Source organism: Streptomyces apricus (assembly GCF_008369065.1).
Classification (GTDB): domain Bacteria; phylum Actinomycetota; class Actinomycetes; order Streptomycetales; family Streptomycetaceae; genus Streptomyces; species Streptomyces apricus.
In genome coordinates this window covers 1-26620 of the sequence record NZ_VDFC01000009.1, presented here as the reverse complement: position 1 = coordinate 26620, position 26620 = coordinate 1, and the positions used below count along the sequence as shown (strand labels likewise).

At 68.4% G+C, this 26620-nt stretch carries 1 protein-coding gene and 1 pseudogene; one reads left to right on the top strand and one right to left on the bottom strand.

Going from position 1 to position 26620, the window contains the following annotated elements:
* A partial coding sequence (locus FGF04_RS40600) for a hypothetical protein (protein WP_223146339.1) occupies window positions 1–211 on the bottom strand: 211 nt, incomplete at its 3' end.
* A 523-nt stretch (window positions 212–734) separates the two neighbouring features.
* Between FGF04_RS40600 and FGF04_RS39885 the strand changes: the two are divergent.
* Window positions 735–26620 (top strand): annotated as a pseudogene (locus FGF04_RS39885) (hypothetical protein); the annotation flags it as partial.

Here is a 26620-nt window from a genome sequence, read left to right as displayed (position 1 = left end):
GCCCGCGCCCGCCCCGCAGCAGCTCTCCGCCACCGAGGCCGACCAGCTCCTCGACGGCACCCGCCCGCTGCCGCGCACGGACTCGCCCGACCGGCAGCTCACCAAGAAGCTGCTGAGCGCCCCGCACGTGGTGCTCAGCGCCGAGGGCGGCCCGCAGCGCCAGCAGCTCATGCAGGACACCGCCGACCGCGCCTCGGGCACCTCCTGGCACGTCAGCGCGCCCGGCGCCCCGGTGCGCACCGCACTGCGCCGCGCGATGGCCAACCTCAGCGTGGCCGGACAACTCGGCCAGTACCTGGGCCCGTTCGGCTCCCGCATCGCCGGACTCAACGGCGCCGGACCGTTCCGTACGCACTACCTCAAGGGAGCCGTCCGCGGTGAGCTGAGCAACTTCCAGGTCAAGAGCGACCCCAAGCCGGCCAGCTCCGAGACGACCGTCGGCAACGAGCACCGCATCAACGGCACCGCGAGCACCGTCACGCGCACCACCCTGGGCCTCCAGGGCGCTGACATGCCGCTGCAGCAGGCTCCGGGGCAGCCCGCGGTGGTCGGCTCCTACTCGGCCGCCCTGCAGTACGCCTGGGGCAAGGGCCGCAGCGCCTCGCAGACCGTCACCCGGGGACGCAACACCACCTTCGCCTACGCCGGGCGGATGTACCTGGTGGTCGCCGACGCCGCCGAGACCATCGCGGTACGGGACCGGTGGACGGCCGCGATGGGCGCGATCGGCACCCGTGCCGGGGCCGGTATCAGCTCCGCGGCCGGACGCATCTCCGACCGGCTCGGCAACAGCCTCGCCCCGCGCCGGGCCGCCGCCGCGCTCCACCGCCTCCGCGAAGCGGTCATGTTCCACCTGCCCATGCAGGACGTCATCGAGGCCGGACTCGCCCCCGACGGCCTGGGCACCACCACCCCGCGCAACCTCGGCGGCGGCTACCGGCTGCCGCCCCAGCGGCCAGCTCGACGCCAGCCCCGCGGCGCAGCAGCTGCTGGCGCAGCTGGAGCGGATCGGGGTGCCCTCGCACGACCGGGAGCAGGTCCTCCAAAGGCTCTCCCCGGACTTCCTCGCCGCCCACCTGCACGAGCTGACCACCGACGGGATGACCCTGCCGGTCCGCTACCGCACCTGGTCCAGCCCCTTCCACCTGCCGGTCGGCGGCAGCCCCGGGCAGCTGAAGTTCACCCTCACACCGGTCACCACCACCGTGGACCGGCTGCGCACCGGCTACGAGCTGGAGGACTACCGCACCACCGCCCGCGACGACGCCGGCGGCACCTCGCAGGACCGCGGCGCCGACGTGACGCTCAGCGGCGGCCAGCGCGCGGCGGAGGACGGCGTCCTCATCGCCAACCCCTCGCTCCAGGGCACAGCCGCCAAACAGCGGTCGAGCGTGCGGACCCAGACCGCCGGCACCACCGCGATGCCGAACATCGCCACCACCCAGGCCCACGCCGAGGTCGTCACCCACTACACCCTGACCGTCACCATGACGGACGTGATGGGGGACGCGCTGAGCCCCGGTGTCTCCGCGACCCCCGTCGGCAGCCTCCACGAGGTCCTCCCGGCCAGCCTGCTCACCCCCGTCGGCGACGGCGACAGCGCCGACGGCGCGCTCACCGAGCAGGACGTGCCGGACCCCGAGCGCGCGGTACGCATGCTGACGGCCGCCCAGGCCCTCCCGGACGGCATCGCCGCCTGGCGCACCGGCGCGGCCGGGAGCCCCGACGGCAGCGCGGACCCGGACGTCCTGCCCTTCGACGACGAGATCGGCTCCGGCATCCTCGCCGTGGACATCCGCGGCGCCGCCAACGTGCACGACGCCCTGACCCTTGCCACCGCCCGCGCCGACGGCTTCGGCGACAGCGACCTCGGCCGCCGGCACACCGGCAACGGCCTCGCCAGCCGCGTACGCATGGCCCACCTCACCACCCTCACGGGGGTCGGTACGGCGCCCGGCCACGCCCAGCAGGAGGCCACCAGCCAGGTCGGCCTCACCTCCGGCTTCCGCGAGGCGCTCGGCGCGAACGGCAGCGCGCTGCCCACCCAGTCGTCCGCCCACCTCTTCGGCCAGTCGCACACCGCCGACTCCCGCCTCTACGCGAGGATGCACCGCAGCGGCGCCCGGCTGCTCGCCGTGGAGAACAAGCCGCGCATGGAGGCCATGCAGCGGGCGAAGACCTCCGACGCGCTGGAGGCCGGCATCACCGACAACGTCGAGGGCGCGGTGGGCACCGCGCCCCTGGCGGGCAACAGCAACGCCGGTGTCACCAACCCCGGCGCCACCGTCCCGATCGCCGGCACGAACGACAGCACCGGGCTCAAGGGCACCGTGGACACCACCCGCGGCACCCACAACAAGGTCGTCACCGACCGCAGCATGCTCTTCGCGGTGCCGGTGAGCTGGCTCTCGGTGGCCGAGGTGGACCACCGGTACACCGACAGCCGCCCGCTGCACGCGCTCGGCAAGGCCAAGCGCGGACCGCGCGCCGCCGAGGCCGGCACGACCGCCCTGATCTGGCTGCGCGAGGACATCGCCCGCGACTACGGACTGCTGGACGACACCACCTTCCCCGAGGAGGTCCTCACGGCCTGGGACAACCAGGCCAAGGCCGCCGCCGACCTCGCCACGGCCGAGAAGAACTACTACGACGCCCGCGCGCGGTCCCGGGAGGCGTGGCTCGACCTGAGCGACGCGGACCGCGCCGCGCTCGGCGACGACAACTCCGGCCCGGTCACCGACCTGCCGCCGGACGTGCTCTGGTCCCCGGCCGTCGTCGCCTGGCAGGCCGCCCGCGAGGAGGTCGACCGCTGGGAGCAGCGCACCGACGCCGCCGCCCGCGACCACCACAGGCTGCAGCTCGCCGCCTCCCGCCTGACCGCCCACCACCAGCGTCCGGCCCCGGGCGCGACGCCGGACGCGCCGCAGGAGTACACCGAGCCGGACTGGCGCTCCGAGGCGCCCGAGCCGTACACCGTCACCGACGCCACCGACTCCGCGCCGCGCACCCTCACCTCGCCGGACGGCGCCACCGTGCGCGAACTGCACGACGTACCGCACGACGGAGCCTCGTTCTTCCACTCGCTGCTCGCCGCGGCCCAGGCCCGGGGCCGTCTGCCGTACCTCCTCGGCACCGACCTCGCCGACCGGTTCACCCGGCAGCCCGGCGACCCGGCGGTCACCGCCGAGGCCGTCGGCGCCGCCCGCGACCGGCTGGCCTGGGAGCTGGGCAAGGACGGCAACGAGGACCTGCTCGACGCCCTCGCCCTGGACGCGGCCGACACCTTCACCCAGGCCGAACTCGACGCGGCGGGCGTGGTGCTCACCCCCGCGCAGCAGGCCGAGTTCGACGCCCTCGGCCGGCTTCCGCAGACCTACTGGCCGACCCCCGCGCAGCGCGTGGCACTCGCCACCGCGGCCCTGTCCCGGCCGTTCGCGAGCGAACCGCGACCGGACGGCACGGAGACCGCGTACGGCGCGCAGCCCGACCGGCGGGCCGGCGACCACGGCGGCGCCGACCTGCTGCCCGCACTGGCCGCCCGGGCCCTGGGCACCCCGCTCACGGTGGTCACCGGCGAGGGCCGCGACCAGCTGTTCCTCCCGCACGGCGTCGACGCGGCCTCCGTCGACCCGGCCGCCGACCCGGTCCTCTTCGCCCACGAGGGCTTCTTCCACGCGGCCCTGCCCKCCGGCACCCCGGCCCCGGCCGCCACCGCGCTGCCGGCCCCGGAGACCGGGAGCACGACGACCGGCACCACGGACACCGACGGCACACGCCCCGCCACCGAGCAGCCGCCCGCGCACCGCAGCCACGACACGGCGCCCTGGCTGCCGCCCGCCGACAGCACCGGCCCGCGCTACCGCCTGGGCCGCGACGGCGTCCTCACGGCGCCCGACGGTGCCACGTACACCCAGGGCACGCCCACCGGCCGCGGCAACGGTTTCTTCGGCGCCCTCTCCACGGCGCTGCGCCAGGCCGCGGAGCAACCCGGAATCAGCAGCCGGGAGGCGGCACGGCTGCGCGTACGCGCCGGGGCGACGCCGCTCCAGCTGCTGCGCCTGAACGGCCTGCCCGGCGACCGCGCGCAGCACGACACGCTGTTCTCACCCCCGCCCCCGCCGCAGGCCGGTCCCGGCCGGCCCGCGCCGAGCCAGGAGATCCTCGACGGCCGTCTGCGCCGCCACCTCTCCGAGGCCCCGTGGGGCCCCGGTGCCGACCGCGCGGTGGCCGAGTGGGCCGCCGCCGCGACCGGCGCCACGGTCACCCTGATCGAGGAGAACGGCACCGCCCACACCTACGCCGGCCCGGCCGGCGACACCGGCCCGCACATCCGGCTGCGCCGCCGCGGCGGGGACTTCGTGCCGGTGACCCTGCGCACCCCGGCCTCCGCGCCGGAGAGCACCGATCCGCCGGACGTCCTGGAGGAGGAGGCGTACGAACTGAGCACGATGTCCGGCGCCGAGACCGGCACGGACGCTCCCACGACCTCGGACGACGCCCCTACGGCCTCGGACGACGTTCCTGCGACCTCGGACCCGGCGCCCGCCGCTCCGGTACCTGCTCTGCGTCCCTTCAAGCTGGGGAGCTACGAGTTCACCAACCTGAACCAGACGGACAGGTACCTCGACAAGGCGGTCCGGATCGTCCAGGTGCTGGACGAGCACAGCACCATCAAGAACTACGTCGGCGGCCGTCCGGTGCGGATCACGCTGCACGTGCGGACGACGGAGACCCCGGCCGATGTGATCGACCGTGGCGACGCAGGCGTGGACATTAACCTCGCGAGCTACTACTTCGAGAAGTACGACATCGGCTACATCATGGGGATGCTGGCCCACGAGATCGGCCTGCACCCCCTCGCCTCCCGCAACGCGGACATCCCCGAACAGGAAGAGGCGTACAGCGGGAGGCCCCTGGTGGTGCCGGGGCTGACCGACCTGCCGGAGCCGCGCACCATGAACACCGACGGTGCGGGCCAGGCGGACCACATCATGGCCGCCCATTCCCGCACCATCCGGCACGGCATCTACCGCGACATCGTCATCGACCTGGCCAAGGTGATGGCACAGCACGTGCAGGTGAAGGTGGCGGGAGCCAGGTCCCAGGACGTCACCGACCTCTTCGACACGTACCTGATGGACCTCGCCTCCATCGCGGTCACCAACGACTACCGAGTGAACGCGGTCAAGGAGCCCAACTACACGGCGAAGGTCTACAACGCCTACAAGGAGATGCTCCGCGAGAAGCTGGCGGACAACCCCGCTCTCCAGGCGCTCCTGCCGTCGAACAAGGGCTTCTTCGGCGTCGCACGCTCCTTCACCCAGCTCGCCACCAGCATCGCAACCAACAACCGCGGCGACAGCATCCAGCGGCCCGTCGCACCGGACCGGACCGGAGACGGCACGGGGGAGGCGCGTCCGAGACTTCCCGAGCCCGGCACCGGCACCGGCTCCGACACCCGAACGGGCACCGATCCCGGCACCGGAACCGGCTCCGACACCGCTGCCGAGCCGCGGACCGGGCCGTCGACCACCTCGCGGACGCACGGTCCCCGCGGCCCGCGCGACAGCCGGCCCCGGTTCGTGGTGCGCTCCGGCTTCGACGTCCGCCGGTTCCCGTACCGCGGCGAACCGGTCACCGAGCTCACCGTCCGCGTCGCCCTGCGCGGTACGGACGCCCAGGCCACGCACGTCTTCGACCAGCTCAGCGCGGGCGTGGAGGAGTTCCTGAACGCTCCGGCCCACCGCCTGTTCAACGGTGACCGGCTGCACGTGACCGTCGAGTTGGTCGAGCCCTCGGACTCACCGCACCTGACCGTGGACCTGGCGGGCCGGGACCGTGCGATGGACCAGACCACGTGGTGGGCGGACGCCGCCCCGGTGCAGATGGTGCACGAGCTCACCCACCAGCTCGGGTTGCGGGACGAGTACCGGGACGCCGACTCCCCGCACCGCCCGCACATCCTCGGCAGCCTGCTGGGCAGCCTCGACGAGGCCCCCGAGGACTCCTCCCTCGCCCCCGCCGGCCTCCGCGACCGGCACATGGCCCTGCTCGGGGCGCTCATCGGCGACGTTCCGCTGGCGCCGCAGCCGAACGCCGATCAGACCGATGAGGCCGATCAGAGCTGGGAGCAGGCTCGTGGGTCCGCCGTCGTGCAGCCGCGCGAGGCCGTCTGGGTGGACCCGGTCAGCCTGCCCCGGACGGGGGAGGGCACGGCGGTCACCGAGGTGCCGGCGCACGCTCCGCAGGACCCGGACGTGAACACTGCGCCCACCGCACCGGAACCGGCCTTCAGCGCCTTCAAGCTGGGGAACTACGAGTTCACGAACCTGAATCAGACGGAGAGGTACGTCGACAAGGCGGTCCGGATCGTCGAGCTGCTCGACGAGCACAGCACCATCAAGAACTTCGTCGGTGGCCGTCCGGTGCGGATCACGCTGCACGTGCGGACGACGGAGACCCCGGCCGACGTGATCGACCGTGGCGACGCGGGCGTGGACATCAACCTCGCGAGCTACTACTTCGAGAAGTACGACATCGGTTACATCATGGGGATGCTGTCCCATGAGATCGGTCTGCACCCCCTGGCCTCGGGCAATGCGAGGATCGCCGAGGAGGAGGAGCTCTACCGGGGCATGCCGTTGCTCGTGCCGGGGTTGGAGACGCTGAAGACGCCGCGTTTCATGAACACCGAGGGCGCCGGTCAGGAAAACCACATCATGGCGGCCTTCCCGCACACCATCCGGCACGGCATCTACCGGGACATCGTCCTGGAGATGGCCGGTGTGCTGGCGCAGCACGCACGGGTGGGTGTGAACGGGGCGAAGGCCAAGGACGTCACGGACCTGATCGACACCTACCTGATGGACCTCGCCTCGATCGCGGTCACCAACGACCACCGCGCCAGGGCGATCAGGGACCCCAACTACACGGCGCGGGTCTACAACGCCTACAAGGCCCAACTGGCGGAACACCTCGCCCAGGACAGTCCTGTCCGTCCGCTGCTGCCCGCCGACAAGGGCAGGTTCGGTGTCCTGAGCGACTTCGCCGTGCTCGCCACCAGCGTCGGGACGAATAACCGCGGCGACAGCATCCGGCAGCCGGTCGCGACGACGGGCACGGCCGGTACGACCGCCGGTGACACCACCGCCGGTAGCGGTGAGGCGCGTCCGAGGCTGCCGCAGAGCGACACCGATGCCGGCACCACCATGGGCAGTGCGGTGCCTGCGGCTCCGGCGCCGGTTCTCACCCCGTTCAAGTCGGGGAACTTCGAGTTCACGAACCTGAAGCACACGAACGAGGCGTACCGCGACAAGGCGGTGCGGATCATCGAACTGCTTCAGAAGCACGACACGATCAAGAAGTACGTGAACGGCCGCCCGGTGCGGATCACTTTGCACGTGCGGACGACGGAGACCCCGGCGGATGTGATCGACCGCGGTGACGCGGGTGTGGACATCAACCTGGCGAGCTATTACTTCGAGAAGTACGACATGGGCTACATCATGGGGATGCTGTCCCATGAGATCGGCCTGCACCCTCTGGCCTCCGGCAATGCAAAGATCGCCGAGGAAGAGGAGTTGTTCGCGGGTGCGGATCTGCTGGTGCCGGGTCTGGAGACGCTGAAGACGCCGCGTTTCATGAGCACCGAGGGTGCCGGTCAGGCGGACCACATCATGGCGGCCTTCCCGCAGACGATCCGGCATGGGATCTACCGCGGCATCGTCCTGGAGATGGCCGACGTACTGGCGGAGGACGCGCGAACGGGCGAGGAGGGCGCCAAGCCCAAGGACGTCACCGACCTCATCGACACCTACCTGATGGACCTGGCGACGATCGCGCTGACCAACGACCACCGGGCGAACGCGGCGAAGGAGCCCAACTACACGGCGAAGGTCTACAACGCCTATAAGGAGCAGTTCGCGGCGCAGTTGGCCCAGGACAGTCCTGTGCGAGCTCTGCTGCCGAAGGACAAGAGCTGGTACAACGTCACCGGCAACTTCCTGGGCCTGGGCAGCAGCGTCGCGTTCAACAACCAGGGCGACAGCATCCAGACCGCCGTGCCTGCGCCGAGCAGTACCGGTACCGGAGAGACGCGTCCGCGGCTCCCGCAGGCGGACGTGGGCTCCGACTCCGGTGCCGACACGGTCAAGCCTCGTGGAGTGCGGGACAGCCGTCCTCGTTTCGTGGTGCGGTCGGGCTTCGATGCGCGGCGGTTCACCTACGACGGCGATCCGGTCACGGACCTGACCGTGCGCGTCGCGCTGCGCGGCACGGACGGTCAGCCCTCGCGGGTGTTCGACCAGCTCAGTGCGGGTGTGAGTGAGTTCCTGAACGCGCCCGGCTACCGTTTGCCCAACGGCGATCTGCTGCACGTGTCCGTCGAGTTGGTCGAGCCGTCGGACTCGCCGCATCTGACGGTGAACTTGGTCGGCCGGGACCGTGCGATGGACCAGACGACCTGGTGGGCGGATGCCGATCCGGTGCAGATGGTGCACGAGCTGACGCATCAGCTGGGTCTGCGGGACGAGTACCGGGACGCCGACGCGCCCCACCGCCCGCATATCCTGGGCAGCTTGCTCGGTGACCTGAACGCGGCTCCCGAGGACTCCTCGCTCATCCTTGCCGGTCTCCGCGACCGGCACATGGCCCTGCTCGGGGCGCTCATCGGTGACGTGGACCCGGCGCCCCGGCAGGACGTCGACCGGACCGATGAGACCGATCGGAGCTGGGCGGAGGCTCGTGAGTCCGCCGTCGCGCAGCCGCGCGAGGCCATCTGGGTGGACCCGGTCAGTCTGCCCTGGACCGCGGACGGCACGACACCCGCTGAGGTGCCGGCCCATGCCCCGCAGGACCCGGATGCGACCACCGCACCGGGGCCGGCTCCCTCCTTCAAGCTGGGGAACTACGAGTTCACCAACCTGAACCAGACGGAGAGGTACGTCGGCAAGGCGGTCCGGATCGTCGAGGTGCTCGACGAACACACCACGATCAAGAACTACGTGAACGGCCGCCCGGTCCGGATCACGCTGCACGTGCGGACGACGGAGACCCCGGCCGATGTGATCGACCGCGGCGACGCCGGTGTCGACATCAACCTCGCGAGCTACTACTTCGAGAAGTACGACATCGGTTACATCATGGGGATGCTGGCCCATGAGATCGGCCTGCACCCTCTGGCCTCGGGCAACACGAAGATTGCCGAGGAGGAGGACCTGTACCGGGGTGCGGATCTGCCGGTGCCGGGCCTGGAGACACTGAGCAAGCCGCGTTTCCTGAACACGGAGAGCGCCGGTCAGGCCGACCACGCCATGGCGGCGTTCCCGCAGAGCATCCGCCACGGCATCTACCGCGGCATCGTCCTGGAGATGGCCGGTGTGCTGGCGCAGCACGCACGGGTCGGAGTGGAAGGAGCCAAGTCCAAGGACGTCACGGACCTGATCGACACCTACCTGATGGATCTGGCCTCGATCGCGGTCACCAACGACCACCGCGCCAGGGCGATGAGGGACCCCAATGACACGGCGAAGATCTACAACGCCTACAAGGAGCAGTTCGCGGCGCAGTTGGCCGAGGACAGTCCTGTCCGCCCGCTATTGCCCCCCGACAAGGGCAGGTTCGGTGTCCTGAGCGACTTCGCCGCACTCGCCACCAGCATCGGGACCAACAACCGCGGCGACAGCATCCGGCAGCCCGTCACCACGGGACAGACCGCCGGTGACACCACCGCCGGCACGGGTGAGGCGCGTCCGAGGCTGCCGCAGAGCAACACCGATGCCGACACCACCATGGGCAGTGCGGTGCCTGCGGCTCCGGCGCCGGTTCTCACCCCGTTCAAGTCGGGGAACTACGAGTTCACGAACCTGAAGCACACGAACGAGGCGTACCGCGACAAGGCAGTCCGGATCATTGAGCTGCTCCAGAGGCACGACACGATCCGTGACTATGTGAACGGCCGCCCGGTGCGGATCACGTTGCATGTGCGGACGACGGAGACGCCGGCGGATGTGATCGACCGCGGTGACGCGGGCGTGGACATCAATTTGGCGAGTTATTACTTCGAGAAGTACGACATGGGCTACATCATGGGGATGCTGGCCCACGAGATCGGCCTGCACCCTCTCGCCTCGCAGGACACGGGCATCCCGGACGAGGAGAGCATGATCGCGGGGATGCCGTTGGCGGTTCCGGGGCTGACGCATCTGGCGCAGCCGCGGATGATGAGCACCGAGGGCGCGGGTCAGGCGGATCACATCATGGCCGCGTTCCCGAGCAGCACCCGGCACCGCATCTACCGCGACATCGTGCTCGGCATGGCGAACGATCTGGCGCAGGACGCTCTGGCGGGTGAGGAGGGTGCCAAGGCCAAGGACGTCACGGACCTGATCGACACCTACCTGATGGACTTGGCGACGATTGCGTTGACCAATGACCACCGGGCGAATGCGGCGAAGGAGCCCAACTACACGGCGAAGGTCTACAACGCGTACAAGGAGCAGTTCGCGGCGCAGTTGGCCCAGGACAGTCCTGTGCGGGCTCTGCTGCCGGCGGACAAGAGCTGGTACAACGTCACCGGCAACTTCCTGGGGCTGGGCAGCAGCGTGGCATTCAACAACCAGGGCGACAGCATCCAGACGGCGGTGCCGGTACAGGGTGGCACCAGCACCGGGGAGACGCGTCCACGCCTTCCGCAGGCCGACGTGGACTCGGGCCTCGGCTCCGCCTCCGGTACGGCTCGGCCTCGGGGAGTACGGGACAGCCGTCCGCGGTTCGTCGTGCGGTCGGGCTTCGACGCGCGGCGGTTCACCTACGACGGCGATCCGGTCACGGATCTCACCGTCCGTATCGCGATGCGTGGCGCGGACGGAGAGGCCGCGCGGACTTTCGAGCAACTTGGAGCAGGCGTACAGGAGTTCCTGAACGCGCCCGGACACCGCCTGCCCAACGGCGATCTGCTGCACGTGACCGTCGAACTGGTCGACCCCGCCGACGCTCCGCACCTGACGGTGAACTTGGTCGGCAGGGACCGTGCGATGGACCAGGACACCTGGTGGGCGGACGCCGATCCTGTGCAGATGGTGCACGAGCTGACGCACCAGCTCGGCCTGCGGGACGAGTACCGGGACGCTGATTCTCCGCAGCGCCCGCACATTCCGGGCAGCCTGCTCGGTGACCTGAACGCGGCTCCCGAGGATGCCTCGCTCGCCGCCGCAGGTCTGCGGGGGCGCCACCTTGCCCTGCTGGGCGCGCTGATCGGGGACGTGACCCCGCGGTCTATGTCCAGTGCGCCGGACGGTGAGCAGACCTGGGACGCGGTACGCACCGGCGTCGAGCCCGTCCTGCGCCGAGCCGTCTGGGTGGACCCGGTCTCGCTGCCCCGGCCCTCCGCTGAGACGGCGTCGAGCGAGGTTGCGGCGCGTATGCCGCAGGATGCGAACGCCGGCTCCTCGGCCACGGGGTCTGATGCGGGTCCGTTCGTGATGGACAACTTCGAGTTCACGAACTTGAAGAAGTCGAATGAGCGGTACAGGGCCAAGGCGGTCCGGATCGTCGAGGTGTTGCAGGACCACCCGATGATCAAGGCGTATGTCGATGGCCGTCCGGTGCGGATCACGCTGCATGTGCGGACGACGGAGACGCCTGCCGACGTACGTGATCTGGGCGCCGAGGGTGTGCAGATCAATTTGGCGAGTTATTACTTCGAGAAGTACGACATCGGTTACATCATGGGGATGCTGGCTCATGAGATCGGCCTGCATCCTCTTGCTTCGCGGAATCGGGACATCCCTGATGAGGAGGAGATGTTCCGGGGTATTCCGCTGCCGGTGCCGGGGTTGGCGGATCTGAAGACGCCGCGGACGATGAACACGGAGGGTGCGGGTCAGGCGGATCACATCATGGCCGCGTTCCCGAGCAGTACGCGGCATGGGATCTACCGCGACATCGTGTTGAAGATGGCGGAGATGCTGGCGGAGTTCGCGCAGGCTCAGGTGCCGGGGGCGAAGCCGCAGGATGTCACGGATCTGATCGACACGTATTTGATGGATCTGGCTTCGATTGCGATCACCAGTGATTATCGGGTGAATGCGGCGAAGGAGCCGGGTAATACGGCGAAGGTCTACAACGCGTACAAGGCGTTGTTTGCGGCGCATATGGCTGCGGACAGTCCCGCGCGGAATCTGCTGCCGCCGGACAAGGGTATGTTCGGGGTGGTGCGGGACTTCGCGACGCTGGCTGCCAGTGTGGCGACCAACAACCGTGGTGACAGCATCCAGCCGCCCGCTCCGACGGACGAGGCACGCCCCAGGCTCCCGCAAGGAACCGACACCGAGCAGGAAACCGAGGTGGACGGTAGTCGGCAAGCATTGCCTTCCGCGCCGCAGTTGAGGGGTCCGTGGGACAGTCGTCCGCGGTTCGTGGTGCGGTCGGGCTTTGATGCGCGGCGGTTCACTCACGATGGCGAACCGGTTACGGATCTGACCGTGCGTATCGCCATGCGGGGTGATGCGGAGCAGAGTCCGCGCGCGTTCGGTCGGCTCAGTGCGGGCGTGAGTGAGTTCCTCAACACGCCCGGCTATCGTCTGACCAACGGCGATCTGCTGCACGTGACCGTCGAGTTGGTCGAGCCCTCGGACTCACCGCACCTGACGGTGGACCTGACGGGCCGGGACCGTGCGATGGATCAGACCACCTGGTGGGCGGACGCGGACCCGGTGCAGATGGTGCACGAGCTCACCCATCAGCTGGGTCTGCGGGACGAGTACCGGGATGCTGATTCCCCGCACCGTCCACACATTCCGGGCAGCCTGCTCGGTGACCTGAACGCGGAGCCCAAGGATCTTTCACTGGCATCCTCCGGCCTGCGGGGTCGCCACCTTGCCCTGCTGGGTGCGTTGATCGGGGACGTGGCCCCGCAGGTGCAGTACCCGTCGCAGCCTCAGCAGGATTGGGATGCGGCCCGTGCGGCTGCCGAGCCGGTCCTTCGCAAGTCGGTGTGGGTGGACCCGGTCTCCCTGCCGCGACCGTCTGCCGACACCGCGTCGAGCGAGGTCGCGGCGCGTATGCAGCAGGACCCGAATACCGTGCCCGCCCCGGCCGCCGAGTCGACGCTCATCCCGTTCAAGTCGGGGAACTACGAGTTCACGAACCTGAAGCACTCGAACGAGGTGTACCGGGACAAGGCGGTCCGGATCATCGAGTTGCTCCAGAAGCACGACACCATCAAGAAGTACGTGAACAATCGTCCCGTCCGGATCACTCTGCACGTGCGGAAGAGGGAGACTCCGGCCGATGTGATCGACCTGGGCGCCGAGGGTGTCCAGATCAATCTGGCGAGTTACTACTTCGAGAAGTACGACATGGGCTACATCATGGGGATGCTGGCTCATGAGATCGGCCTGCATCCTCTGGCCTCGGGCAATACCAAGATTGCCGAGGAGGAGGATCTGTATCGGGGTATGCCGTTGCTCGTGCCGGGGTTGGAGACGCTGAGCACGCCGCGTTTCATGAACACCGAGGGCGCCGGTCAGGAAGACCACATCATGGCGGCGTTCCCGCACACCATCCGGCACGGCATCTACCGGGACATCGTCCTGGAGATGGCCGGCGTACTGGCGGAGGACGCACGATCCGGCGAGGAGGGTGCGAAGGCCAAGGACGTCACCGATCTGATCGACACGTATCTGATGGATCTGGCGACGATCGCGCTGACGAACGACAAGCGTAAGGACGCGGCGTGGGAGCCGCGGTTCACGGCGCGGGTCTACAACGCGTACAAGGAGCAGTTCGCGGCGCAGTTGGCTGATGACAGTCCGGTGCGGGCTCTGCTGCCGGCGGACAAGAGCTGGTACAACGTCACCGGTAACTTCCTGGGTCTGGGCAGCAGCGTGGCGTTCAACAACCAGGGTGACAGCATCCAGACCGCCGTGCCCACGCAGACGCAGACGCAGAGCGGAAGCGACACCGGCGAGGCACGTCCGCGGCTGCCGCAGGACCGTGCCGATACCCGGTTCCCGAACGATTCGTCCGACATCGTGCGGCCGAGGGGACCGCGGGACACGCGCCCCCGGTTCGTAGTGCGGTCGGGCTTCGATGCCCGGCGTTTCACCTACGACGGCGATCCGGTCACCGACCTGACTGTCCGTATCGCGCTGCGCGGCACGGACGGCCAGCCCTCGCGGGTGTTCGACCAGCTCAGTGCGGGTGTGAGCGAGTTCCTGAACGCGCCCGGCTACCGCCTGCCCAACGGGGACCTGCTGCACGTGACCGTAGAGTTGGTCGAGCCCTCAGGCTCGCCGCACTTGACGGTGGACCTGGCGGGTCGGGACCGGGTCATGGACCAGAGCACCTGGTGGGCGGATGCCGATCCGGTGCAGATGGTGCACGAGCTGACGCACCAGCTCGGCCTGCGCGATGAGTACCGGGATGCTGATTCCCCGCAGCGCCCGCACATTCCGGGCAGCCTGCTCGGTGATCTGAACGCGGAGCCCGAGGACCTCTCGCTGGCGTCCTCCGGTCTCCGGGGTCGCCACCTCGCCCTGCTGGGCGCACTGATCGGAGACGTGACCCCGCAGTCCGACCAGAGCGTGCAGGAAGACAGCGACCAGACCTGGGACGCGACACGCACCGGTGCTGAGCCGGTCCTGCGCCGAGCCGTCTGGGTGGACCCGGTCTCGCTGCCCCGATCGACCGGCGACAACGTCGGCACCGACAGCACCGACAGCACCGACAGCACCGTCGACGTCGCGTCCACCGGGGTGCCGGCCCGTATGCCGCAGGACCCGAACGCCGCACCCGCCCCGGCCGCCGAGCCGACGCTCATCCCCTTCAAGTCGGGGAACTTCGAGTTCACCAACCTGAACCACACGAACGAGAGGTACCGCGACAAGGCGGTCCGCATCATCGAACTGCTGCAGGACCACCCGACGATCCGTGACTACGTCGGTGGCCGCCCGGTCCGGATCACCCTGCACGTGCGGACGACGGAGACCCCGGCGGACGTACGGGACCGCGGTGACGCCGGTGTCGACATCAACCTCGCGAGCTACTACTTCGAGAAGTACGACATCGGTTACATCATGGGAATGCTGGCCCATGAGATCGGCCTGCACCCTCTTGCTTCCCGCAACCGGGACATCCCCGACGAGGAGGAGATGTTCCGGGGCATCCCGTTGCCGGTTCCCGGCCTCGGCGACCTGAAGACCCCGCGCACGATGAACACCGACAGCGCGGGTCAGGCCGACCACATCATGGCTGCCTTCCCCAGCAGCACCCGGCACGGGATCTACCGCGACATCGTCCTGAAGATGGCCGACATGCTGGCCGAGGCCGCGCAGGCCGGTGTGGAGGGAGCCAAGGCCAAGGACGTCACGGACCTGATCGACACCTACCTGATGGACCTCGCCTCCATAGCGATCACCAGCGACTACCGGATGAACGCGGCGAAGGAACCGGGCAACACCGCCAAGGTCTACAACGCCTACAAGGCGCTGTTCGCCGCACGCATGGCCGACGACAGTCCGGCCCGTGCCCTGCTTCCCCCCGACAAGGGCATGTTCGGCGTCGTGCGGGACTTCACCACGCTGGCCACCAGCCTCGCCACCAACAACCGCGGCGACAGCATCCAGCGGCCCATGCCGACGGGCGAGGCCCGCCCCCGGCTCCCGCAGGGGGACACCGACCCCGCGCCGGAGAACGAGTCCAGGCCCTCCGATACGGTCCGGCCTCGGGGACCGCGGGACAGCCGTCCCCGGTTCGTGGTGCGGTCGGGCTTCGACGCGCGGCGGTTCACCTACGACGGCGAACCGGTCACGGACCTGACCGTACGCATCGCGCTGCGCGGCACGGACGGGGAGGCCGCGCGGACTTTCGAGCAACTCGACGCAGGGGTGCAGGAGTTCCTGAATGCGCCCGGACACCGCCTGCCCAACGGGGACCTGCTGCACGTCACCGTCGAGCTGGTCGACCCCGCCGACGCCCCGCACCTGACCGTGGACCTGGCGGGCCGGGACCGCGCGATGGACCAGACCACCTGGTGGGCCGACGCCGACCCCGTGCAGATGGTGCACGAGCTCACCCACCAGCTCGGACTACGGGACGAGTACCGGGACGCCGACTCCCCGCACCGCCCGCACATTCCGGGCAGTCTCCTCGGTGACCTGAACGCTGATCCTGAGGACCTCTCGCTGGCCCCCGCAGGCCTGCGGGGGCGGCACCTCGCCCTGTTGAGCGCATTGATCGGGGACGTGGCTCCGCTGTCCGGACCGAGCGTGCGGGAGGGTGGCGAGCAGACCTGGGACGCGGTGCGTGCCGGAGCTGAGCCGGTCCTGCGCGAGTCCGTCTGGGTGGACCCGGTCTCGCTGCCCCGGCCGACCGGAGAGACCGGCGGCACCGACGGCACCGTCGACGTCGTGTCCACCGAAGTACCGGCTCGTATGCCGCAGGACCCGAACGCCGCACCTGCCGAGTCGACGCTCACGCCGTTCAAGTCGGGGAACTACGAGTTCACGAACCTGAAGCACACGAACGAGGTGTACCGCGACAAGGCGGTCCGGATCATCGAGCTGCTCCAGAAGCACGACACGATCAAGAAGTACGTGAACGGCCGCCCGGTCCGGATCACGCTGCATGTGCGGACGACGGAGACGCCGGCGGATGTGATCGACCGTGGTGACGCGGGTGTGGACATCAACCTGGCGAGCTATTACTTCGAGAAGTACGACATGGGCTACATCATGGGGATGTTGTCCCATGAGATCGGCCTGCACCCTCTCGCTTCCGGTAATGCGAAGATCGCCGAGGAGGAGGAGCTGTTTGCGGGTGCGGATCTGTTGGTGCCGGGTCTGGAGACGTTGAAGACGCCGCGTTTCATGAGCACCGAGGGTGCCGGTCAGGCGGACCACGTCATGGCGGCGTTCCCGCAGACGATCCGGCACGGCATCTACCGCGGCATCGTTCTGGAGATGGCCGACGTCTTGGCACAGGACGCGCTGGCGGGCGAGGAGGGTGCGAAGGCCAAGGACGTCACGGACCTGATCGACACCTACCTGATGGACTTGGCGACGATCGCGCTGACCAATGACCACCGGGCGAACGCGGCGAAGGAGCCGCGGTTCACGGCGCGGGTCTACAACGCGTACAAGGAGCAGTTCGCGGCGCAGTTGGCCGAGGACAGTCCGGTGCGGTCTCTGCTGCCGGCGGACAAGAGCTGGTACAACGTGACCGGCAATTTCCTGGGCCTGGGCAGCAGCGTCGCCTTCAACAACCAGGGCGACAGCATCCAGACCGCCGTGCTCACGCAGACGCAGAGCGGAAGCGACACCGGCGAGGCACGCCCGCGGCTCCCGCAGACGGACGTGCACACTGACTCCGGTGCCGACACGGTCAAGCCTCTTGGGGTACGGGACAGCCGTCCTCGTTTCGTGGTCCGGTCGGGCTTCGACGCGCGGCGGTTCACCTACGACGGCGATCCGGTCACCGAGCTGACCGTGCGCGTCGCGATACGTGGCGGGGACGGCCGACCCCCGCAGGTGTTCGACCAGCTCAATACGGGTGTGCATCAGTTCCTGAACGACCCCGGCTATCGGCTGCCCAACGGCGACCTGCTGCATGTCACCGTCGAACTGGTCGATCCCTCGGACTCCCCGCATCTGACAGTGGACCTGGCGGGCCGGGACCGTGCGATGGACCAGACCACGTGGTGGGCGGACGCCGACCCGGTGCAGCTGGTGCACGAGCTGACGCATCAGCTCGGCCTCCGCGACGAGTACCGGGACGCCGACTCCCCGCATCGCCCGCACATCCTCGGCAGCCTGCTGGGCGACCTGAATGCGACCCCCGAGGACTCCTCTCTGGTCGCCGCCGGCCTGCGCGACCGGCACCTGGCGCTGCTCGGGGCGCTCATCGGCGACGTGGACCCGGCGCCGCAGCAGAACGCCGACCGGGCCGATGAGGACGGGCAGAGCTGGATGGCGACTCGTGACGCCGCCGTCGTACAGCCGCGTCAGGCCGTCTGGGTGGACCCGGTCAGCCTGCCCCGGACGGTGGAGGGCACGGCGGTCACCGAGGTGCCGGCCCATGCTCCGCAGGACCCGGAAGCGACCACTGCGCCCGCCGCACCGGGGCCGGCTCCCTCTTTCAAGTTGGGGAACTACGAGTTCACGAACTTGAATCAGACGGAGAGGTACGTCGACAAGGCGGTCCGGATCGTCGAGCTGCTCGACGAACACACCACGATCAAGAACTACGTGAACGGCCGCCCGGTCCGGATCACGCTGCACGTGCGGACGACGGAGACGCCGGCGGATGTGATCGACCGTGGCGACGCGGGTGTGGACATCAACCTGGCGAGTTACTACTTCGAGAAGTACGACATCGGTTACATCATGGGGATGCTGTCCCATGAGATCGGCCTGCACCCCCTCGCCTCCGGTAACACGAAGATCGCCGAGGAAGAGGAGCTGTTCGCGGGTGCGGATCTGCTGGTGCCGGGTCTGGAAACGCTGAAGACGCCGCGTTTCATGAGCACCGAGGGCGCCGGTCAGGCGGACCACGTCATGGCAGCGTTCCCGCAGAGCATCCGGCACGGGATCTACCGCGGCATCGTCCTGGAGATGGCCGGTGTGCTGACGCAGCATGCACGGGTGGGCGTGAACGGGGCGAAGGCCAAGGACGTCACGGACCTGATCGACACGTACCTGATGGATCTGGCCTCGATTGCGGTGACCAACGATCACCGTGCCAGGGCGATCAAGGACCCCAGCTACACGGCGCGGGTTTACAACGCGTACAAGGAGCAGTTCGCGGCGCAGTTGCCGCAGGACAGTCCTGTCCGCCCGCTGCTGCCGGCAGACAAGGGCAGGTTCGGTGTCCTGAGTGACTTCGCCGTGCTCGCCACCAGTATTGGGACCAACAACCGCGGCGACAGCATCCGGCAATCCGTCACTCTGGGACAGAGCACGAGCGACACCGGGACCATCACCGGCGAGGCGCGTCCGAGGTTGCCGCAGAGCGATACGGACACCAGCAGGAACCCCGGAACGAGCACCGACGGCACGGCTCCCGCGGCGCCGACACCGGTCCTCACGCCCTTCAAGTCGGGGAACTACGAGTTCACGAACCTGAAGCACTCGAACGAGGCGTATCGCGACAAGGCGGTCCGGATCATTGAGCTGCTCCAGAAGCACGACACCATCAAGAAGTACGTGAACAACCGTCCCGTCCGGATCACTCTGCACGTGCGGAAGAGGGAGACGCCGGCGGATGTGATCGACCGCGGCGACGCCGGTGTGGACATCAATCTGGCGAGTTACTACTTCGAGAAGTACGACATGGGCTACATCATGGGGATGCTGTCCCATGAGATCGGCCTGCATCCTCTGGCCTCGGGCAATACCAAGATTGCCGAGGAGGAGGATCTGTACCGGGGCATGCCGTTGCTCGTGCCGGGGTTGGAGACGCTGAGCACGCCGCGTTTCATGAACACCGAGGGCGCCGGTCAGGAAGACCACATCATGGCGGCCTTCCCGCACACCATCCGGCACGGCATCTACCGGGACATCGTCCTGGAGATGGCCGGCGTACTGGAGGAGGACGCACGATCCGGTGAGGAGGGTGCCAAGGCCAAGGACGTCACGGATCTCATCGACACCTACCTGATGGATCTGGCAACGATCGCGCTGACGAACGACAAGCGTAAGGACGCGGCGTGGGAGCCGCGCTTCACCGCGCGGGTCTACAACGCGTACAAGGAGCAGTTCGCGGCGCAGCTGGCTGATGACAGTCCGGTGCGGGCTCTGCTGCCGGCGGACAAGAGCTGGTACAACGTCACCGGCAACTTCCTGGGCTTGGGCAGCAGCGTCGCCTTCAACAACCAGGGCGACAGCATCCAGACCGCAGTGCCCACGCAGAGCAGCAGTGACACCGCTGAGACACGCCCGCGACTCCCTCAGTCGGACGTGCACTCCGACTCCGGTGCCGACACGGTCAAGCCTCGTGGAGTGCGGGACAGCCGTCCTCGTTTCGTGGTGCGGTCGGGCTTCGATGCCCGGCGGTTCACCTACGACGGCGATCCGGTCACGGACCTGACCGTGCGCGTCGCGCTGCGCGGCACGGACGGTCAGCCCTCGCGGGTGTTCGACCAGCTCAGCGCTGGTGTGAGCGAGTTCCTCAACGCTCCCGGCTACCGCTTGCCCAACGGTGATCTGCTGCACGTGTCCGTCGAGTTGGTCGAGCCGTCGGACTCGCCGCATCTGACGGTGAACTTGGTCGGTCGGGACCGTGCGATGGATCAGACGACCTGGTGGGCGGATGCCGATCCGGTGCAGATGGTGCACGAGCTGACGCATCAGCTCGGGTTGCGGGACGAGTACCGGGATGCCGATTCGCCGCAGCGCCCGCACATTCCGGGCAGCCTGCTCGGTGACCTGAGCGCGGCTCCTGAGGACACCTCCCTCGCCGCCGCAGGTCTGCGTGGCCGGCACATGGCCCTGCTCGGGGCGCTCATCGGCGACGTGGACCCGGCGCCCCGGCAGAGCGCGGACCAGGACGCTCAGGACGACCAGAGCTGGGCGGAGGCTCGTGAGTCCGCTGTCGCGCAGCCGCGCGAGGCCATCTGGGTGGACCCGGTCAGCCTGCCCTGGACCGCGGACAGCACGGCGGTCACCGAGGTGCCGGCCCATGCCCCGCAGGACCCGGATGCAACCACCGCACCGGGGCCGGCTCCCTCTTTCAAGTTGGGGAACTACGAGTTCACGAACTTGAATCAGACGGAGAGGTACGTCGACAAGGCGGTCCGGATCGTCGAGCTGCTCGACGAACACAGCACCATCAAGAGCTACGTCGGTGACCGCCCCGTCCGCATCACCCTGCACTTGCGGACGACGGAGACACCGGCCGACGTGATCGACCGTGGCGACGCCGGTGTGGACATCAATCTGGCGAGTTACTACTTCGAGAAGTACGACATCGGTTACATCATGGGGATGCTGTCCCATGAGATCGGCCTGCACCCCCTCGCCTCCGGCAATACGAGGATCGCTGCGGAAGAGGGCCTGTTCCAGGGCGCGGATCTGCCGGTGCCGGGGCTGGAGACGCTGAAGACGCCGCGTTTCATGAACACGGAGAGCGCGGGTCAGGCGGACCACGTCATGGCGGCGTTCCCGCAGAGCATCCGGCATGGGATCTACCGCGGCATCGTCCTGGAGATGGCCGGTGTGCTCGCGCGGCACGTGAGGGTGGGTGTGAACGGGGCGAAGGCCAAGGACGTCACCGATCTGATCGACACCTATCTGATGGACCTCGCCTCGATCGCGGTGACCAACGACCATCGCGCCAGGGCGATGAGGGACCCCAGCTACACGGCGCGGGTTTACAACGCGTACAAGGAGCAGTTCGCGGCGCAGTTGGCCGAGGACAGCCCCGTCCGCCCGCTGTTGCCCCCCGATAAGGGCAGGTTCGGTGTCCTGAGCGATTTCGCCGCGCTTGCCACCAGCGTCGGGACGAACAACCGCGGTGACAGCATCCGGCAATCCGTCGCAGCGACAGGCACGACCGGCACGACCGGCACGACGGGGCAGACCGCCGGTGACACCACCGCCGGCACGGGTGAGGCGCGTCCGAGGCTGCCGCAGAGCGACACCGATGCCGACACCAACACCGTTGGGACGGCGCCCGCGGCGCCGGCGCCGGTCCTCACGCCGTTCAAGTCGGGGAACTACGAGTTCACGAACCTGAAGCACACGAACGAGGCGTACCGCGACAAGGCGGTCCGGATCATTGAGCTGCTCCAGAAGCACGACACGATCAAGAAGTACGTCGACGGTCGCCCCGTCCGCATCACGCTGCATGTGCGCACGACGGAGACGCCGGCGGATGTGATCGACCGCGGTGCCGCTGGCGTGGACATCAACCTGGCGAGCTACTACTTCGAGAAGTACGACATGGGCTACATCATGGGGATGTTGGCTCATGAGATCGGCCTGCACCCTCTGGCCTCGGCCAATGCGAAGATCGCCGAGGAGGAGAACCTGTTCGCGGGTGCGGACCTGCCGGTGCCGGGGTTGGAGACGCTGAGCAAGCCGCGTCCCATGAACACGGAGACTGCCGGTCAGGCCGACCACGTCATGGCGGCCTTCCCGCAGACGATCCGGCACGGCATCTACCGCGGCATCGTCCTGGAGATGGCCGACGTACTGGCGGAGGACGCGCGAACGGGTGAGGAGGGCGCCAAGCCCAAGGACGTCACCGACCTCATCGACACCTATTTGATGGATCTGGCGACGATCGCGCTGACGAACGACAAGCGCAAGGACGCGGCGTGGGAGCCGCGGTTCACGGCGAGGGTCTACAACGCGTACAAGGAGCAGTTCGCGGCGCAGCTGGCCGAGGATAGCCCCGTCCGTCCTCTGCTGCCGGCGGACAAGAGCTGGTACAACGTCACCGGCAACTTCCTGGGTCTGGGCAGCAGCGTGGCGTTCAACAACCAGGGCGACAGCATCCAGACCGCCATGCCTGCGTCGAGCGGTACCGGTACCGGAGAGACGCGTCCGCGCCTTCCGCAGGTCGGCGTGGACTCCGGTCTCGGCTCCGGCTCCGGTACGGCTCGGTCTCGGGGAGCGCGCGACAGCCGTCCGCGGTTCGTCGTGCGGTCGGGCTTCGACGCGCGGCGGTTCACCTACGATGGCGATCCGGTCACCGATCTCACCGTCCGTATCGCGCTGCGCGGCACGGACGCCCAGGCTACGCACGTCTTCGACCAGCTCAGCGCTGGTGTGAGCGAGTTCCTGAACGCGCCCGGCTACCGCTTGCCCAACGGGGACCTGCTGCACGTGACCGTGGAGCTGGTCGACCCTGCTGATGCTCCGCATCTGACGGTGGACCTGGTAGACCGGGATCAGACCATGGACCAGACTGCCTGGTGGGCGGACGCTGACCCGGTGCAGATGGTGCATGAGCTCACGCACCAGCTCGGGTTGCGGGACGAGTATCGGGATGCCGATTCCCCGCAGCGCCCGCACATTCCGGGCAGCCTGCTCGGTGACCTGAACGCAGCCCCCGAGGATGCCTCCCTCGCCGCCGCAGGTCTGCGGGGTCGCCACCTTGCCCTGCTGGGCGCACTGATCGGGGACGTGACCCCGCAGGCGCAGTCCCCGTCGCAGCCCCAGCAGGATTGGGATGCGGCCCGTGCGGCTGCCGAGCCGGTTCTTCGCAAGTCGGTGTGGGTGGACCCGGTCTCCCTGCCCCGGCCCTCCGTTGAGACGGCGTCGAGCGGGGTTGCGGCGCGTATGCCGCAGGATGCGAACGCCGGCTCCTCGGCCACGGGGTCTGATGCGGGTCCGTTCGTGATGGACAACTTCGAGTTCACGAACTTGAAGAAGTCGAATGAGCGGTACAGGGCCAAGGCGGTCCGGATTGTCGAGGTGTTGCAGGACCACCCGATGATCAAGGCGTATGTCGACGGCCGTCCGGTGCGGATCACGCTGCATGTGCGGACGACGGAGACGCCTGCCGACGTACGTGATCTGGGCGCCGAGGGTGTGCAGATCAATCTGGCGAGTTATTACTTCGAGAAGTACGACATCGGTTACATCATGGGGATGCTGGCTCATGAGATCGGCCTGCATCCTCTTGCTTCGCGCAACCGGGACATCCCTGATGAGGAGGAGATGTTCCGGGGTATTCCGCTGCCGGTGCCGGGGCTGGCGGATCTGAAGACGCCGCGGACGATGAACACGGAGGGTGCGGGCCAGGCGGATCACATCATGGCCGCGTTCCCGAGCAGTACGCGGCATGGGATCTATCGCGACATCGTGTTGAAGATGGCGGAGATGCTGGCGGAGTTCGCGCAGGCGCAGGTGCCGGGGGCGAAGACGCAGGATGTCACGGATCTGATCGACACGTATTTGATGGATCTGGCTTCGATCGCGATCACCAGTGATTATCGGGTGAATGCGGCGAAGGAGCCGGGTAATACGGCGAAGGTTTATAACGCGTACAAGGCGTTGTTTGCCGCGCATATGGCAGCGGACAGTCCCGCGCGGAATCTGCTGCCGCCGGACAAGGGCATGTTCGGGGTGGTGCGGGACTTCGCGACATTGGCTGCCAGTGTGGCGACCAACAACCGTGGTGACAGCATCCAGCCGCCCGCTCCGACGGACGAGGCCCGTCCCAGGCTCCCGCAAGGAACCGACACCGAGCAGGAAACCGAGGCGGACGGTAGTCGGCAAGCACTGCCTTCCACGCCGCAGTTGAGGGGGCCGCGGGACAGTCGTCCGCGGTTCGTGGTGCGTTCCGGGTTCGACGCGCGGCGGTTCACTCACGACGGCGAACCGGTCACGGATCTGACCGTGCGCATTGCCATGCGGGGTGATGCGGAGCAGAGTCCGCGCGCGTTCGGCCGGCTCAGTGCGGGCGTGAGTGAGTTCCTCAACACGCCCGGCTATCGTCTGACCAACGGCGATCTGCTGCACGTGACCGTCGAGTTGGTCGAGCCCTCGGACTCACCGCACCTGACGGTGGACCTGACGGGCCGGGACCGTGCGATGGATCAGACCACCTGGTGGGCGGACGCCGACCCGGTGCAGATGGTGCACGAGCTCACCCACCAACTCGGCCTGCGGGACGAGTACCGGGATGCTGATTCCCCGCAGCGCCCGCACATCCTGGGCAGCCTCCTCGGTGACCTGAACGCAGATCCTGAGGACGCCTCCCTCGCTGCCGCAGGCCTGCGGGGCCGGCACCTCGCCCTGCTGGGTGCGTTGATCGGAGACGTGACCCCGCAGACGCAAACGCAGCCGCAGCAGACCTGGGACGATGCTCGCGCAGCCACTGAACCGGTCCTTCGCAAGTCGGTGTGGGTGGACCCGGTCTCCCTGCCCCGACCGGCCGGCGACACCGCGTCGAGCGAGGTCGCGGCCCGCATGCCGCAAGACCCGAATACCGTGCCCGCCCCGGCCGCCGAGTCGACGCTCATTTCGTTCAAGTCGGGGAACTACGAGTTCACGAACCTGAAGCACTCGAACGAGGCGTACCGGGACAAGGCGGTCCGGATCATTGAGCTGCTCCAGAGGCACGACACGATTCGTGACTATGTGAACGGCCGCCCGGTCCGCATCACGCTGCATGTGCGGACGACGGAGACCCCGGCGGATGTGATCGACCGTGGTGACGCGGGTGTGGACATCAATCTGGCGAGTTACTACTTCGAGAAGTACGACATCGGTTACATCATGGGGATGCTGGCCCATGAGATCGGCCTGCATCCGCTGGCCTCGCGGGATACGAGTATCCCGGACGAGGAGAGCATGATTGCGGGGATGCCGTTGGCGGTTCCGGGGCTGACGCATCTGGCGCAGCCGCGGATGATGAGCACCGAGGGTGCGAGTCAGGCGGATCACATCATGGCCGCGTTCCCCAGCAGTACCCGGCACCGTATCTACCGCGACATCGTCCTTGGCATGGCGAACGATCTGGCGCAGGATGCGCTGGCGGGTGAGGAGGGTGCCAAGGCTAAGGACGTCACGGACCTGATCGACACCTACCTGATGGACTTGGCGACGATTGCGTTGACCAATGACCACCGGGCGAATGCGGCGAAGGAGCCCAACTACACGGCGAAGGTCTACAACGCCTATAAGGAGCAGTTCGCGGCGCAGTTGGCCCAGGACAGTCCTGTGCGGGCTCTGCTGCCGGCGGACAAGAGTTGGTACAACGTCACCGGCAATTTCCTGGGCTTGGGCAGCAGTGTGGCGTTCAACAACCAGGGCGACAGCATCCAAACCGCAGTGCCTGCGCCGAGCAGCAGCGACACCGGGGAGACGCGCCCGCGGCTCCCGCAGGCGGACGTGCACTCCGACTCCAGTGCCGACATGATCAAGCCTCTAGGGGGACGGGACAGCCGTCCGCGATTCGTCGTGCGTTCCGGGTTCGACGCCCGGCGGTTCACCTACGACGGCGATCCGGTCACGGATCTCACCGTCCGTATCGCGCTGCGCGGCACTGATGACCAGGTGCCGCAGGTGTTCGACCAGCTCAGCGCGGGTGTGCACCAGTTCCTCAACGACCCCGGACACCACCTGCCCAACGGCGACCTGCTGCACGTCACCGTCGAACTGGTCGATCCTGCTGATGCTCCGCACCTGACGGTGGATCTGGTGGGCCGGGATCAGACCATGGACCAGACCGCTTGGTGGGCGGACGCGGGCCCGGTGCAGATGGTGCACGAGCTCACCCATCAGCTCGGGTTGCGCGACGAGTACCGGGATGCCGATTCCCCGCACCGTCCGCACATCCCCGGCAGCCTCCTCGGTGACCTGAACGCGGAGCCCGAGGACCTCTCACTGGCGTCCTCCGGTCTGCGAGGTCGCCACCTCGCCCTGCTGGGCGCACTGATCGGAGACGTGACCCCGCAGTCCGATCAGGACGTACAGGAAGACAGTCAGCAGACCTGGGACGCGGTACGCACCGGCGTCGAGCCCGTCCTGCGCCGAGCGGTCTGGGTGGACCCGGTCTCCCTGCCCCGACCGGCCGGCGACACCGCATCGGGCGAGGTCGCGGCCCGTATGCCGCAGGACCCCGCCCAGCAGGACCCCACCCCGCAGGACCCCGCCCCACAGCTCCCGGA